Source organism: Amorphus sp. MBR-141 (assembly GCF_053628695.1).
Map to the genome: position 1 here is coordinate 207,541 of NZ_JBRJGW010000004.1, position 14,995 is coordinate 222,535.

The 14,995-nt window shown below is 68.9% G+C and carries 15 protein-coding genes; 11 read left to right on the plus strand and 4 right to left on the minus strand.

The window, feature by feature from the left end; translation table 11 throughout:
- Positions 1-135: 135 nt before the first annotated feature.
- On the minus strand, positions 136-2,046 hold the full coding sequence (gene dnaK / locus ACSSVZ_RS07535; RefSeq protein WP_453969180.1) for a molecular chaperone DnaK: 1,911 nt from the start codon (positions 2,044-2,046) through the stop codon (positions 136-138).
- A gap of 279 nt (positions 2,047-2,325) precedes the next feature.
- On the opposite strand from dnaK, the gene ACSSVZ_RS07540 reads away from it, so the two are divergent.
- Complete coding sequence (locus tag ACSSVZ_RS07540; RefSeq protein ID WP_453969181.1) at positions 2,326-2,922, plus strand: alpha-ketoglutarate-dependent dioxygenase AlkB family protein; 597 nt, start codon at positions 2,326-2,328, stop codon at positions 2,920-2,922.
- On the opposite strand, the gene ACSSVZ_RS07545 is transcribed toward ACSSVZ_RS07540, so the two are convergent.
- Genes ACSSVZ_RS07545 through ACSSVZ_RS07555 form a run of 3 tightly spaced genes read right to left on the minus strand, consistent with a single transcriptional unit; the run spans position 2,919 to position 5,769 of the window.
- Positions 2,919-4,211, minus strand: coding sequence for a TRAP transporter large permease (locus ACSSVZ_RS07545; RefSeq protein ID WP_453969182.1), 1,293 nt, complete (start codon positions 4,209-4,211; stop codon positions 2,919-2,921). The genes ACSSVZ_RS07540 and ACSSVZ_RS07545 overlap by 4 nt on opposite strands.
- Positions 4,212-4,216: 5 nt before the next feature.
- Positions 4,217-4,738 (minus strand): TRAP transporter small permease, encoded by a 522-nt coding sequence (locus tag ACSSVZ_RS07550; RefSeq protein ID WP_453969183.1) that lies wholly within the window; start codon positions 4,736-4,738, stop codon positions 4,217-4,219.
- A complete protein-coding gene (locus tag ACSSVZ_RS07555) occupies positions 4,735-5,769 on the minus strand; it encodes a TRAP transporter substrate-binding protein (RefSeq protein ID WP_453969184.1) in 1,035 nt (344 codons plus the stop codon). Before ACSSVZ_RS07555 ends, ACSSVZ_RS07550 begins: the two co-directional genes overlap by 4 nt.
- 266 nt (positions 5,770-6,035) lie before the next feature.
- Between ACSSVZ_RS07555 and ACSSVZ_RS07560 the strand changes: the two genes are divergently transcribed.
- The 10 genes from ACSSVZ_RS07560 to ACSSVZ_RS07605 all read left to right on the plus strand — a co-directional run bounded on the left by ACSSVZ_RS07560 (position 6,036) and on the right by ACSSVZ_RS07605 (position 14,861).
- Entirely contained in the window at positions 6,036-7,205 is a 1,170-nt protein-coding gene (locus ACSSVZ_RS07560) for an ABC transporter substrate-binding protein (RefSeq protein ID WP_453969301.1), read from the plus strand.
- A 131-nt stretch (positions 7,206-7,336) separates the two neighbouring features.
- Positions 7,337-8,254, plus strand: a complete 918-nt coding sequence (locus tag ACSSVZ_RS07565; RefSeq protein ID WP_453969302.1) for a branched-chain amino acid ABC transporter permease — start codon at positions 7,337-7,339, stop codon at positions 8,252-8,254.
- Between the two features lie 5 nt (positions 8,255-8,259).
- Positions 8,260-9,267: a branched-chain amino acid ABC transporter permease gene (locus ACSSVZ_RS07570; protein WP_453969185.1), complete on the plus strand. Its 1,008-nt coding sequence runs from the start codon at positions 8,260-8,262 to the stop codon at positions 9,265-9,267.
- Positions 9,260-10,009 carry an ABC transporter ATP-binding protein gene (locus ACSSVZ_RS07575; RefSeq protein ID WP_453969186.1) on the plus strand — a complete coding sequence of 250 codons (750 nt, stop codon included), beginning with the start codon at positions 9,260-9,262 and terminating at the stop codon, positions 10,007-10,009. Before ACSSVZ_RS07570 ends, ACSSVZ_RS07575 begins: the two co-directional genes overlap by 8 nt.
- Before the next feature lie 23 nt (positions 10,010-10,032).
- Positions 10,033-10,734, plus strand: coding sequence for an ABC transporter ATP-binding protein (locus ACSSVZ_RS07580; protein ID WP_453969303.1), 702 nt, complete (start codon positions 10,033-10,035; stop codon positions 10,732-10,734).
- 420 nt (positions 10,735-11,154) lie between these two features.
- Positions 11,155-11,772, plus strand: coding sequence for a TetR/AcrR family transcriptional regulator (locus tag ACSSVZ_RS07585; protein ID WP_453969187.1), 618 nt, complete (start codon positions 11,155-11,157; stop codon positions 11,770-11,772).
- Position 11,773: 1 nt separating this feature from the next.
- Entirely contained in the window at positions 11,774-12,565 is a 792-nt protein-coding gene (locus ACSSVZ_RS07590; protein WP_453969188.1) for an enoyl-CoA hydratase/isomerase family protein, read from the plus strand.
- Between the two features lie 42 nt (positions 12,566-12,607).
- Positions 12,608-14,116 carry an AMP-binding protein gene (locus ACSSVZ_RS07595; protein ID WP_453969304.1) on the plus strand — a complete coding sequence of 503 codons (1,509 nt, stop codon included), beginning with the start codon at positions 12,608-12,610 and terminating at the stop codon, positions 14,114-14,116.
- Positions 14,113-14,499, plus strand: coding sequence for a MaoC family dehydratase (locus ACSSVZ_RS07600; protein ID WP_453969189.1), 387 nt, complete (start codon positions 14,113-14,115; stop codon positions 14,497-14,499). The genes ACSSVZ_RS07595 and ACSSVZ_RS07600 overlap by 4 nt, the downstream gene beginning before the upstream one ends.
- Positions 14,496-14,861, plus strand: a complete 366-nt coding sequence (locus ACSSVZ_RS07605; protein WP_453969190.1) for a phosphate acetyltransferase — start codon at positions 14,496-14,498, stop codon at positions 14,859-14,861. Before ACSSVZ_RS07600 ends, ACSSVZ_RS07605 begins: the two co-directional genes overlap by 4 nt.
- Positions 14,862-14,995 lie beyond the last annotated feature (134 nt).

Below are 14,995 nucleotides of genomic sequence, written 5' to 3' on the forward strand. Positions count from 1 at the left end.
CCTCCGGCATCTGCGTCGCCTCACGACCGACAAGGCATCGGGGCGAAACTCAGGGCAGGCTCGCTTGGAACACGGTTCATACGAAAGATGCGGCGCACGTGGTGCGCCGCATCTGGGTGCCTGAGCCGGGCGCCGTTACGCGCTCCGCTTCTGATCGTCGTCCTTGACCTCTTCGAAGTCGGCGTCGACCACGTCGTCCTGGGCCTGGCCGGTGGCGCCCTCCTCGGAGGCAGGGGCTTCCTGCTGATCCTTGTAGAGGCTCTCGCCGAGCTTCATGGACGCCTGGGCAAGGGTCTGGCTCTTCGCCTCGATGGCCGAGAGATCTTCGCCGGCAAGCGCGGTCTTCAGATCCTCGATCGCCGCCTCGACCGTCGACTTGTCGGCATCGGGGAGCTTGTCGCCGTTCTCCGACAGCATCTTCTCGGTCGAGTGGACGAGGGCCTCGCCCTGGTTGCGGGCCTCGACGAGGGCGCGACGCTTCTTGTCGTCCTCGGCGTGGCTTTCCGCGTCCTTGACCATGTTCTGGATCTCGTCGTCGGAGAGACCACCGGAGGCCTGGATGCGGATCTGCTGCTCCTTGCCGGTGCCCTTGTCCTTCGCCGAGACGTTGACGATGCCGTTGGCGTCGATGTCGAAGGCGACCTCGACCTGCGGCACGCCGCGCGGCGCCGGCGGGATGCCGACGAGGTCGAACTGGCCGAGCATCTTGTTGTCGGCGGCCATCTCGCGCTCGCCCTGGAAGACGCGGATGGTCACCGCGGTCTGCCCGTCCTCGGCGGTCGAGAAGGTCTGCGACTTCTTGGTCGGGATCGTCGTGTTGCGGTCGATCAGGCGGGTGAACACGCCGCCCAGCGTCTCGATGCCCAGCGACAGCGGGGTCACGTCGAGAAGCAGCACGTCCTTGACGTCGCCCTGCAGGACGCCGGCCTGGATCGCGGCGCCGATGGCGACGACCTCGTCCGGGTTCACGCCCTTGTGGGGCTCCTTGCCGAAGAACTGCTTCACCACTTCCTGGATCTTCGGCATGCGGGTCATGCCGCCGACGAGGACGACCTCGTCGATCTGGCCGGCCTGCATCTCCGCGTCCTTGAGGGCGTTGCGGCAGGGCTCGATCGTGCGCTGCACGAGATCGTCGACCAGGCTCTCGAACTTGGAGCGCGACAGCTTCATCGTCATGTGCTTCGGCCCGGAGGCGTCGGCGGTGATGAACGGCAGGTTGATCTCGGTCTGCTGGGCGGACGACAGCTCGATCTTGGCCTTCTCGGCAGCCTCTTTCAGGCGCTGGAGGGCGAGCTTGTCCTTGCGCAGGTCGATGCCCTGTTCCTTCTGGAACTCGGCCGCGAAATAGTCGACCAGGCGCATGTCGAAGTCTTCGCCGCCGAGGAAGGTGTCACCGTTGGTGGCCTTCACCTCGAAGACGCCGTCGCCGATCTCGAGCACCGACACGTCGAAGGTGCCGCCGCCGAGGTCGTACACGGCGATCGTCTTGCCCTCGGTCTTGTCGAGACCGTAGGAGAGCGCCGCCGCGGTCGGCTCGTTGATGATGCGCAGCACTTCCAGGCCGGCGATCTTGCCGGCGTCCTTGGTGGCCTGACGCTGGGAATCGTTGAAGTAGGCGGGGACGGTGATGACCGCCTGCGTGACCTCGCTGCCGAGATAGGATTCGGCGGTCTCTTTCATCTTCTGCAGGATGAAGGCGGAGATCTGCGACGGGGAATATTCCTTGCCGTCCACCTCGACCCAGGCGTCGCCATTGTCGGCGCGCACGATCTTGTAGGGGACGAGGCCCTTGTCCTTCGACACCATCGGATCGTCGAAGCGGCGGCCGATCAGGCGCTTGACGGCGAAGAGGGTGCGCTCGGGATTGGTGACGGCCTGGCGCTTCGCCGGCTGCCCGACCAGGCGCTCGCCCTCGTCGGTGAACGCGACCATGGACGGGGTCGTCCGCACGCCCTCGGCGTTCTCGATGACCTTCGCCTGCTTGCCTTCCATCACCGCGACACACGAGTTCGTGGTGCCGAGGTCGATGCCGATGACCTTGCTCATTCTTTCAATCTCTCCTTCTGGCAGACCGTTCGGACCCGGGGACGGCGTCCGACGAAGCCGACATGAAGCCGGCCGGCCCCCTAACGTTACGAACGCAAACGGATTCATCCTGGCGCTGATGGGCCAGAACGCTGCGAGCTATATAAGAAGGGCTCAAATAGCCCGCAAGCCGCCCGGAGTAGAACAGGAGGTATGAACACCGCCTTGTTCGCCGCTCAGGAGGTCCGAGCCGCCCCCTGGCCCTGTTCGCGCGCCGCAGGATCGGTGTAGGGAGGGGGAATGGCAATAGACCTCCTTCCCGAACGCTTCGATGCCGCCGCGCAGCGCGCGCTCCTGCGCGCCGCCCCGTGGTTCGTGCCGCGGATGCCGCGCACAGGCAAGGCGTTTTCGGTGCGCATGACCAATTGCGGCCCGCTCGGCTGGGTCTCCGACGTCGACGGCTACCGCTACCAGCCGCTGCATCCGGCGACCGGCCGGCCGTGGCCGGCGATTCCGCAGCCGCTGCTGGACCTGTGGGCGGCGGTGTCCGGCGTCGAGGCGCCGCCCGAGGCGTGCCTCGTCAACCTCTACGACACCAAGGCGCGGATGGGCCTGCACCAGGACCGCGACGAGCAGACGTTCGAGGCGCCGGTCGTGTCGGTGTCGCTGGGCGACACCGCCGTCTTCCGGATCGGCGGCACGACGCGCAAGGGCCCCACCCGGTCGGTGCGCCTCGCGTCGGGCGACGTCATCGTCTTCGGCGGCGACGACCGGCTGGCATTTCACGGCATCGACCGCATCATCGCCGGCTCGTCGACGCTGATGCCCGACGGCGGCCGCATCAACCTGACGCTCCGCCGGGTCACCCCCGTCGGAGCGCCACCGGCTGCGCCCTAACCCATCAGCCTCGGCAGCCCCAGCGCGATGATGGGGAACGCCAGCAGCAGGATCATGCGGACGACGTCGGCCAGGATGAACGGCACCACACCCTTGAAGATCGTGCCGATGGGGACGTCGGGCAGCACCGTCTTGAGGACGAAGACGTTGAGGCCGACCGGCGGGGTGATCAGCGAGATCTCCGTCATGATGACCACCACGATGCCGAACCAGATCAGGTCGTAGCCGAGGGCATCCATCATCGGGGCGAAGATCGGCACCGTGAGGAGGACCATCGACAGGCTCTCCAGCACCATGCCGAGCAGCAGGTAGACGACCAGCACGCCGAGAAGGACGACGAAGGGCGGCACGTCCTGGCGGGCGGCGAACGAGGTGAGGTCGTTCGGCAGGCCGGCGATATTGACGTAGTTGGCGAACACGATCGCGCCGATCAGCAGCGCGAACATCATGGTGGTGGTCGACGCGGTCTCCGCCAGGATGTCGCGCATGACGCGCAGCGTCAGCGTGCGCCGGAAGAGCGCGATCAGGAAGGCGCCGAAGGCGCCGACGCCGGCCGCCTCGGTGGCGGTGAAGATGCCGACGTAGATGCCGCCGATGACCAGGACGAACAGGCCGAGGATGCCGAGCACGCCGCGCGTCGCCCGCAGCTTCTCCGCCATCGCAACCTTCGGGCCCGGCGGGCCCTTCTCGGGGTGGATGGCGCAGACGACCCGCACCGCGGCCATGTAGCTGAGGATGCCGATCAGGCCCGGCACGATGCCGGCGATGAACAGCTTGCCGATGTCCTGCTGGGTGGTGACGCCGTAGATCACCAGGATGACGCTCGGCGGGATCAGGATGCCGAGGGTGCCGCCGGCGGCGATGACGCCCGAGGCGAGGCTGTCGTCGTAGTTGTACTTGCGCATCTGCGGCAGCGCCACCTTGCCCATGGTGGCGGCGGTGGCGAGCGACGAGCCGCAGACGGCGGAAAAGCCGCCGCAGGCGACCGCCGTCGCCATGGCGAGGCCGCCCGGTCTGGCCCCGAGCCAGGCGTGACAGGCCGCGTAGAGCTCGTCGGACAGGCCCGCGCGGGTGACGAAGTTGCCCATCAGGATGAACAGCGGCACCACCGACAGCGAATAGGAGAGGCTGGTGTCGAACAGCGTCTGCCCGACGATCGCCATGCCGCCCTGCAGGCCGAGGATCAGGGTGAGGCCGATGGCGCCGACGATGCCCATCGCGACCGCGATCGGCACGCCCGCGAACAGCAGAACGAGAAGGGCGACGAGCCCCGGTACCCAGGCATCCATCGGGCCTATGTCTCCGCTTCGCTGCGTTCGAACACCGCGATCACCGCGACGACGGTGGCCGCGGCGGACAGCGCGGCCGCGATGAAGGCGACCGGCGCAAGGGGAATTCTGAGGAGGACGGTGGTGTCACCGTAGCCGGCGAGTTCCACGGCCTTGCCGTAGAGCAGCCACGCGGCGAAGCCCATGGAGATCGCCGTGAGCACCCGCGCGAACAGGCGCAGGATCGGCGTGAGGAAGGGCGGCGCGCGATCGTAGAACAGCAGCACGCTCACGTGTTCGCTCCGCGCCGTGACGATCGGCAGGCCGACGAAGACGATGAGCATCAGCATGATCTCCGTCGCCTCGAAGGCGCCGGGAACCGGGGCGGTGAAGATGTAGCGGCCGATGACGTCGACGGTGGTGAGGATCATCATCGTGAACAGCAGGACGCCCGCGATGATGTGGAGGAGGGCCGCGCAGGCGGCGGGCAAGCGCGCCGCCCAGGGGCGGCGCGCTGCAGGGGAAGGAAGCGCGGTTTTCGCGTTCACTTGCTTTCCTTGGCGACTTCTTCCTTGAGCATCTTCAAGGCAGCCTCGCCGTCGACGTCCTTCGCCTTGGCGGCGTCGAGGAAGACGGATTCGATGCCGTCGAGCTTCTCGTGCAGCGACGTCATGAAGGCTTCGTCGGCATCGATGATCTTGATGCCTTCCGATTCCATCTTCTTGGTGCCGGCGGTGTCGGCGTTGTCCCAGGCCTGGCCCGCGATGCGCGCCAGCGCCTCGCCGGACACGCCGTCGATGGCCTTCTGGTCCTCCGCCGACAGGCTGTCCCACGTCTTCTGGTTCATGATGATGAAGAAGCTCGTGGCGTAGAGGCCGCCGTCGACGTGCGTGCCGTTCTTGATGACCGTGTCGATCTTGAAGAAGGGCACGGATTCGGCCGGGAACAGGATGCCGTCGGCGACGCCGTTCGACAGGATCTCGTAGACCTGCGGGGAGGGGGCGGAGACCGGCACGATGCCGAGGCGCTCGGCCACCATGTTGGCGAGGCCGCCGCCGACCCGGTACTTGGAGCCCGACAGCTGGTCGGCCGCGGTGACCGGCCCCTTGGTGGTGAAGATCATGCCGGGGCCGTGGGTGAACAGCGTGATGAGCTTGACGCCCTCGTGCTCGTTGGCGGCCTTCAGATACTTCTCGTAGACCCGCCAGTAGGCCACCGAGAGCGCCTCGGCGGTGTTCGACTGGAACGGCAGCTCGACGATGGTCGTCAGGCCGAACCGGTTCGGCGTGTAGCCGTGCACGCCGTAGGCGACGTCGGCGGCGCCGTTGCGGATGAGGTCGTACTGGGCCGGCGGCTTGCCGATCGGCGCCTGCATCACCTCGACGGTCACGCGGCCGTCGGTGACCTCGGCGACCTTCTCGCCCCACGGCTGGATGATCTCGGTGACCAGCGGATGTCCCGGCGGGAGCCAGTTCGATACGCGCAGCACGGTGTCGGCGTGCGCCTGGCCGATCACGGCAGTCAGGCACAAGGTGGCCGCGACGGCGCCAACCTTCAGTCGGGTGGCAAAGACGGACATTCTCGAAGTCTCCTCTGGCCGGTTGCGTCTCGAGTTCCCGTGTGCGGCCTGCAATGCGCGCGCCAGTTTCCAGGGACCTCGCGCGGTCCCGGCTCCTCGCAGCGGCGCGCCACATAGGGCTTCACAACGGAGATATTTCAAACCTAAAATGTTCTCCGTGTCGACCGGCGCACGCACTCTGTGGCAAATTGTTTGGGCAGATGCGGCAGCGCACAAAAAATAAACAGGCACACTTCCGACGGCAGCAAGGGGAACTGAGCGAGATGATTCGGTTGAAGACGCTATTGGCCGGCGCGGCGGCGCTGGCATTCGCGGCGACGGGCGCCCAGGCGCAGGACGATCAGCTGAAGATCGGGCTCGTTGCCACCTTCTCCGGCCCGGCCGCCGCGATCGGCGATTCCGTGCGCAACGGCTTCATGCTGTTCCTGAAGCAGCACGACGGGCAGATCGGCGGCGTGCCGACCGAGGTCGTGGTGGTCGACGACGAGCTGAAGCCGGACGTCGGCGTCACCAAGGTGAAGGCGCTGCTGGAGCGCGACGAGGTGGACATCGTCGTCGGCACCGTGTTCTCCAACATCATGATGGCGATCGCCAAGCCGGTGTTCGACGCCGAGACGCTTCTGATCAGCCCCAACGCCGGCCCGTCGCCGCTGGCCGGCCCCGCCTGCTCGAAATACTACTTCAACGTCGCCTACCAGAACGACGCCAACCACGCCGTGCTCGGCAAGTACGCCGCCGACCAGGGCTACAAGCGCGTCATCGTGCTGGCGCCGAACTACCAGGCCGGCAAGGACGGCGTCGCCGGCTTCAAGCAGTTTTATGACGGCGAGATCGTCGACGAGATCTACACCCAGCTCGGCCAGCTCGACTTCTCCGCCGAACTGGCGCGCATCGCCGCCGCCAAGCCGGATGCGGTCTACACCTTCATGCCCGGCGGCATGGGCGTGAACCTCGTCAAGCAGTGGGATCAGGCGGGGCTGAAGGACAAGGTGGCGTTCCTGTCGGCGTTCACCGTCGACGAGCTGTCGCTGCCGGCCACCCAGGATGCCGCCGTCGGCCTGAAGTCCGGCCAGCAGTGGGGCCGCAACTTCGACAACGCGCTGACGAAGACCTTCGTCGCCGACTACGAGAGCGCATACGGCGCCCCGCCGCCGCTCTATGCGGCCCAGGCCTATGACGTGGCGGTCGTCATCGACGCCGCGGTGAAGAAGGCCGGCGGCGATTTCAAGGACACCGACAAGCTGATCGAGGCGATCGCCGCGGGTGGCGTCGACACCCTGCGCGGGCCGCTGACCTTCGGCAAGAACCACTTCCCGGTCCAGGACTACTACCTGGCCGAGGCGACCAAGACCGACGACGGCAAGTACGTGATGGTGACCACCGAGAAGGTGCTCGAAGGGTACGTCGACAGCTACGCCGACCAGTGCAAGATGTAGGCTGGCGACACCCTGTCCTGACCCTGCCCGGTCACGGTTCGTGACCCTCCGTCCGCCGCGCCGCGCGCCGGCGGGCGGAGGGCTCCGGCCCGGGGCCTGACCCGTACGAGCGAGGTTCGCCTTTCGTGTCGATGACGCTTTTCGCCGTTCAGCTGCTGAACGGCCTCCAACTCGGCGTGTTGCTGTTCCTGATCGCGGCGGGGCTGACGCTGGTGTTCGGGGTGATGGACTTCGTCAACCTCGCCCACGGCGTCCAGTACATGGTCGGCGCCTACCTGGCGGTGGTCTTCACCGGGCTGGTGGGCAACTTCTTCCTGGCGCTGGTGCTGGCGATGGGGGCGGCCCTGCTGATCGGGCTGCTGCTCGAGGTGATCATCTACAGACGGCTCTATGACCGGGATCACCTCGACCAGGTGCTCGCCACCTTCGGCGTCATCCTGTTCCTCAACGAGCTGGCGCGGGTGCTGTTCGGCCCGTCGCCGCTGACGGTGGCGGTGCCGGAGTCGCTCTCCGGCGCCATCGTGCTGATGGACGGGCTGCTCTACCCGGTCTACCGGATCGCGCTCATCGTCGCCGGCCTCTTGGTCGCGATCGGGCTCTGGCTGCTGGTCACCCGCACCCGCATCGGCATGCTGGTGCGCGCCGGCGCCACCAACGCGCGGATGGTCTCGGCGCTGGGCGTCAACATCCGCCAGCTGTTCATGATCGTGTTCGGCTTCGGGGTGATGCTGGCGGGCTTCGCCGGCTTCATGGCGGCGCCGATCCTGTCGGTCGAGCCCGGCATGGGCGACAGCCTCCTCATCCTCGCCTTCGTGGTGATCGTCATCGGCGGCATCGGCTCCATCCGCGGCGCCTTCTTCGCGGCGCTGATCGTCGGCCTCGTCGACACGCTGGGCCGCAGCTTCATGACCGACATCGCCAAGCTGGCGATGCCGCCGGCCGCGGCGAACGACGTCGGTCCGGCGGTGGCATCGATGCTGATCTACATCCTGATGGCTGCGGTCCTGTTCTTCCGGCCGACCGGCCTGTTTCCGGCGAAAGGGCAGTAGCCGAGATGGCCGAGACCGCCCCCACCACCGCCCAAACGCCGGCCGCGGCATCCGCGCCGCCCCGGCCGAGCCGCATCCTCGGCGGCGTCTGGATCCCGATCGTCGTGTTCGCCGCGCTCGCCGTGGTGCCGGCCCTGTCGATCGCGCTCGACGATTCCTTCCTCACCTTGTTCGTCATCCGGGTGATGATCTTCGCCATCGCCGCGGTCAGCCTCGACCTGATCCTCGGCTACGGCGCGCTGATCAGCTTCGGCCACGCCGCCTTCCTGGGGATCGGCGCCTACGGGGTCGGCATCCTCGCCGCCGAGGGCACCTACAACGGCTTCATCGCGGTGCCGGTGGCGCTCATCGCCGCCGGCCTGTTCGCCCTCGTCACCGGCGCCATCTCGCTGAAGACCCGCGGCGTCTACTTCATCATGATCACGCTCGCCTTCGCCCAGATGGCCTACTACACGACCACCAGCCTGTCGGCCTATGGCGGCGACGACGGCCTGACCATCTGGCGGCGCACCGAATTCTTCGGCGTCAGCATCCTCGATGACCGCACGACGTTCTACTACGTCACCTTCGGCTGCCTGCTGGGGGCCTATCTCCTCTGCCGGATGATCGTCGCCTCGCGCTTCGGCCGGGTGCTGACGGGCGCCAAGCAGAGCGAGATCCGGCTGCAGGCGGTGGGCATCGATCCCTACCGCTACCGGCTCGTCGCCTACGTCATCGCGGCGATGCTGTGTGCGCTGGCCGGCGTGCTGCTCGCCAACCAGACCGAGTTCGTGAGCCCCGCCTACATGGGCTGGCATCGCTCCGGCGACCTGATCGTGATGGTCGTGCTGGGCGGCATCGGCACGCTGCACGGCGCCATCATCGGCGGCGCCGCCTATCTGCTGCTGGAGGAATTCCTGCATGACTTCACCGAACACTGGCGGCTGATCTTCGGACCGATCCTGGTGCTCGTCGTGCTGTTCGGCCACGGCGGCCTCGTCCGCCTGCTGAATGGAGGGCGCAAGGATGGCTGATCCGCTTCTGCGGCTGGAGCGCCTGTCGAAGAATTTCGGCGCGCTCCGGGTCACCAGCGACCTGTCCCTCCACGTCCTTCCCGGCGAGGTCCACGCCATCATCGGCCCGAACGGCGCCGGCAAGACGACGCTGATCAGCCAGATCTCCGGCGGACTGGCGCCCGATTCCGGCCGCATCGTGTTCGATGGCCGGGACGTCACGGCGCTGTCGATGGCGCAGCGGGCGCGGCGGGGGCTGGCGCGCTCGTTCCAGATCACCACCATCCTCCCGGACTTCACGGTGCTCGACAACGTCGCGCTGGCCGTGCAGGCCCGCGAGGGCCACTCGTTCCGGTTCATCCGCTCGGTCGCCCGCGACCGGGCGCTGGCGGAGAAGGCCTACGCCCACCTGCAGACCGTCGGTCTCGCCGACCGGGCGGGCCTGCGGTCGGGCAGCCTGTCCCACGGCGAGAAGCGCAGCCTGGAGCTTGCCATCGCGCTGGCCACCCGGCCGAAGCTGCTGCTGCTCGACGAGCCGATGGCGGGCACGGGCCGGGAGGAGACCGAACGGCTGGTGGAGGTGCTGAGGCGCCTGTCGGCCGATTACACGATGATCCTGGTGGAGCACGACATGGACGCCGTCTTCGCGCTCGCCGACCGGATCTCGGTGCTGGTCTATGGCGAGGTGATCGCCACCGACGTGCCCGAGGCGATCCGCGCCAACGCCAAGGTGCGCCAGGCCTATCTGGGCGAGGAGGCGTGATGGACGCGGCGGTGACCCCTCCCATGCTGGCCGTGGAAGGGCTCGAGGCCTCCTACGGCGACAGCCAGGTGCTGTTCGGCATCGGCTTCGGGCTCGATGCCGGCGAGGCGGTGACGCTGCTCGGCCGCAACGGCATGGGCAAGACGACCACCATCAACACGATCATGGGCCTGGTGCCGACGCGCGCCGGCCGCGTCGCCTTCGCCGGCGCCGACCTGACCGGCCAGCCGGCCTACCGGATCGCCCAGGCCGGCCTCGGGCTGGTCCCGGAGGGGCGCCAGATCTTTCCGACGCTGTCGGTGGAGGAGAACCTGATCGCCACCGCCGCGAACCGGTTCGGCGGTGCTCCGCGCTGGACGCTGAAGGAGGTCTACGGCTTCTTCCCGCGGCTGGCCGAGCGCCGCACGAACTCCGGCAAGCAGCTGTCGGGCGGCGAGCAGCAGATGCTGGCGATCGGTCGCGCGCTGATGACCAACCCGAAGCTGGTGATCCTCGACGAGGCGACCGAGGGGCTGGCGCCGCTGATCCGCGAGGAGATCTGGACGGTGCTGGTCAAGCTCAAGGCGGAAGGTCAGTCGATCCTCATCGTCGACAAGAACATCGACGCCCTGTCGCGCTTCGCCGACCGCCACGTGGTCATCGAGAAGGGCAAGGTGGTTTGGACCGGCACCTCCGCCGAGCTCGCCGCCGACGAGACGGTCAAGCAGCGCTACCTGTCGGTCTAGCCGGGTCCCGGCCGGATCGGGCCGGAGCCGCCTCCTTGGCCGAGGCCTTGCTGCTTGGGTCTCGATCCGAGCGGCCAAGCGCGACCGGGTCGCCGCGGGCAATCGCGGATCGGCGGACACCAGTCCTCCCGAGGGCCGTCGACAAGCCGAACGCCCCACCCCCGTCCGCTCAGGGCGCTCCGGCCGATAGGAGCTCCACCGCCCTGCCATCCGACGCGCCGTCGTGCGTCGCGGCCGCAACGCTGCCGGCGTCCGGGCGCGACGGCCGCTGGAGGGCAGGGCGCGGCAAGGAGGCGACGGACGGGGCGCCGGTTCCCGGTCCAGTCGCCCTCATGCTGTCCCAACGCACGCCACCCATCGCAGCAAGGCTCTTGCCACCCAGCGGTTCCGGTGCCTAATGTGACGCATGATTCATGTCTCATGTCATTGGCTGGAAACGTGACCGTGGCGGCGAAGCCCAGACCCAAGACGGCGCGCGGCGAGGCGACCCGGCGCGCCATCCTCGTCGCCGCCGAGAAGGTCATCGGGACGATCGGCTACAACGACGCCTCGATCGCCGAGATCACCCGGCTCGCCGGCGTCGCGCAGGGCACATTCTACATCTACTTCAAGGGCAAGGAGGAGGTGTTCCGGGCGCTCGTGCTGGAAATGGGCCGCCGGCTGCGCGGCGTCCTCAGCGAGGCGATCGAGGCGAGCCCCGACCGGCTGGCCGCCGAGCGCGAGGGCCTGCGCGCCTTCCTCACCTTCGTCTCCGCGCATCCGGAGCTCTACCGCATCGTCCAGGAGGCGCTGTTCGTCGATCCGGACGCCTACCGGACCTATTTCCAGACCTTCGCCGACGCCTATCGCGAGGGCCTGCAGGCGGCGGAAGCGGCCGGCGAGATCCGGCCCGGCGACACCGACGTGCGCGCCTGGGCGCTGATGGGAATGGCCAAGACGCTCGGCGAACGCGCCGTCATCTGGGGAAACGACCAGCCCATCGACGAAGTGGTCGCCGCCGCCCACGACCTGATCGTCAACGGCCTGGGGCGGGGCTGAGATGGGCCTCGTCCGCACCGACTGGCAGGACAGAGTGGCGACCGTCGTCCTCGACCGGCCGGAGCGTCACAACGCGCTGACGCCGGCGCTGCTGGACGACCTGCGCGCGTCGCTCCGCGAAGCGGAGGAGGGGACAGCCGCAGCCGTCGTCCTGACCGGCGCCGGGCGCAGCTTCTCCACCGGCGGCGACGTTGCCGGCTTCGCCGCTGCGGCGGACGATCCCGCGGCGCTGCGGGACTATGCGCGGCAGACGGTGGGCACCCTGCACGCCGCGATCCTGGCGCTTCTCGCCCTGCCGATGCCGGTGATCGCGCGGGTGAACGGGCCGGTGACCGGCGGATCGGTCGGGCTGGTGCTCGCCGCCGATCTGGTGGCGATGGCCGACGACGCCTTCCTCCAGCCGTTCTACTCGGAGGTGGGCTTCTCGCCCGACGGCGGCTGGACGGCGCTGCTGCCCGACCGGCTCGGCGCGGCGAAGGCGCTGGAGATCCAGGTCCTCAACCGCCGCATTGGCGCGGCCGAGGCGCTTGGCCTCGGGCTGGCCACGACGGTCGCGCCCCGGGACGGCCTGGACGGCGTCGTCGCCGGCTGGCTGGAGGCGCTTGCGGCCAAGTCGCAGGCGAGCCTCCGGGCGACCCGTGGCCTGGTCTGGGACGCGGCGCGCCGCGCCCGCGTGGCGGAGCGCCTGGCGGCGGAGGAGCGGTCGTTCCTGGAGCTGATCGCGTCGGCGGAGACGGCGGCGCGGATGACCTCATTCCTGAACCGGCGGCAACGCATCGCCGGTGGTGCCTGACCAGAGAAACGTCTCGAACGAGGGGGGAGGACCTTGGATTTCGTGACCGACATGTCGGCCAAGCGGGCCGAACTGACCCCCGAGCGGTTCGCGTTCGTCGATGCGCACCACGGCGGCGCCATCAGCTTTTCCGGCGTCAACGCCCGCGCCGACCGGCTTGCCGAGGCGCTGGCGGGGCTCGGCATGGCGCCGGGCGACCGCATCGCCGCCGTCTGCCTCAACCGGGCCGACTTCTTCGTTCTGCTGTTCGCCTGCCTGAAGGCGGAGCTGATCCTGGTGCCGTTGAACTGGCGCCAGCCGCCGGCCGAGGCGGGGCCGGTGCTGCGCCGCTCGGGCGCCCGGCTGCTGTTTCACGACGCCGCGTCCGCGCCGCTCGCCGAGGCGATCGCCGCGGAGGCGGGCGTTGCGCGGGTCGCCATGGACCCAGGCGGCCGCGCCGACCACGACATGAAGGCGCTGATCTGCGGCGCCTCCGGCCGGCCGTACGGCCCCGGCCGCCGCCGCGCCGGCGACGTCTGGTACCTGCTGTTCACCTCGGGCACCACCGGCGAGCCGAAGGCGGTGATCTGCACCTTCGGCATGGCCTGGGCGAACGCCGTCAACTACGGCCAGCCGTCCGGGCTCACGGCCGACGACATCTCCATCAACTTCCTGCCGCTGTTCCACACCGCCGGCATCAACCTGCCGACGCTGCCGCTGTTCCTCAACGGCGGGCTCAGCCACGTGCTGCCGAAGTTCGAGCCGGACGCCGTGCTGGACCTGATCGCGGCCGGCACGCTCACCCATTTCTTCGGCGTCCCGGCGATCTACCAGGCGCTCGCTTTGTCGGCGCGCTTCGAGGCGCTCGCGGTCGACAAGGTCCGCTTCTGGGGCTGCGGCGGGGCGCCCCTGTCGGCGGCGCTGATCCGCCAGTACGCCGAGCGCGGCGTCGCCGTCTGCAACGGCATGGGCATGACCGAGACCGGGCCGACGCTGTTCCTGATGGACCGCGCCCACGCCGGCGCCAAGATCGGCTCCGTCGGCAAGGCGCAGATCCTCGCCGAGGCCCGGATCGTCGATGCGCAGGAACGGCCGATCGCCGGCGAGGGGGAGGGGGAGCTGCAGGTGCGCGGGCCCGGCGTCACCCCCGGCTACTTCGAGGACCCGGAAGCGACCGACAAGGCGTTCACCGAGGACGGCTGGCTGCGCAGCGGCGATGTCGCCCGGCGGGACGCCGACGGCTATTTCTACATCGTCGACCGCATCAAGGACATGTACATCTCCGGCGGCGAAAACGTCTATCCGGCCGAGGTGGAGCGGGTTCTCTCGTGCCACGAGGACGTGCTGGAGGCCGTCGTCGTGGGTGTCGGCGACGCGACCTGGGGCGAGGTCGGCCACGCCTTCCTGCTGCCGCGCCCGGGCCGCGCCATCGAGCCCGACGCGCTCCGGGCGTGGTGCCGCGAGCGGCTCGCCGCCTACAAGGTCCCGAAGCACATGAGCGTGGTCGACGACTTCCCCCGGACGGCCGCCGGCAAGGTCCAGAAACACATCCTCAGGAAGGGATCGGCATGAGCGCGGACGCAACGCAGGCGAACGGCGTGGTGGCGGGCTGGACGCCCACCCAGGACGCATTCGACCGGTTCGCGGCGCTGTCGGGCGACGACAACCCGATCCATGTCGACCCGGATTTTTCCGCCCGCACGCGCTTCGGCCGCACCGTCTCCCACGGCATGCTGATCTATTCCCGCGTCTGGGCGCTGATCCGCGGTCGCTGGCCCGACGCCCGCCACGCCGGGCAGACGCTGATGTTCCCCAATCCCGCCTTCGCCGGAGAGCCGCTGACGATCCGCATCGTGCCGGACGAGAGCGGCGGCCTGGCCGTGACCGTCGCCCGCGACGCCGACGGCGAGATCGTCCTGCAGGGCACCTGCGCGCTCGACCGGGAGGCGGCATGATCGCCATCGGCCAGACGGCGGCGACCAGCCGCACCTACCGGCACGCCGACGGCGCGGCGTTCGCGCAGCTGTCGGGGATGGAGGACCTCACCGTCGAGGCGGTGCCGGAGCCGCTGATCGGTGCGCTGTTCTCCTACCTCCTTGGCGTCGAACTGCCGGGCTCGGGCACCAACTACCTGAAGCAGGAGATGACGTTCCTGCGGCCCGCCCCGTTCGACGAGCCGCTGACCGCGACCGTCGAGGTGACGCGGGTGCGGCCCGACAAGCACCTGGTCGACCTCGCCACCGTCTGCCGGGATGCGTCGGGCGCCGAGATCTGCCGGGGCCGCGCGCTGGTGCTGGTGAAGGACGTCGGCGCCTGAGCCAAAGCGTTTCCAGGCGAAGTGGGCACCGGTTCGCCGTCCGGAAACGCGGCTGAATAATTCCCCTCACGCCGAGTTCGCTTGCGCTCACCGGCTCCGGGTGGGCGGCCTCCGGCCGGCGCGCAGTCGCGCGC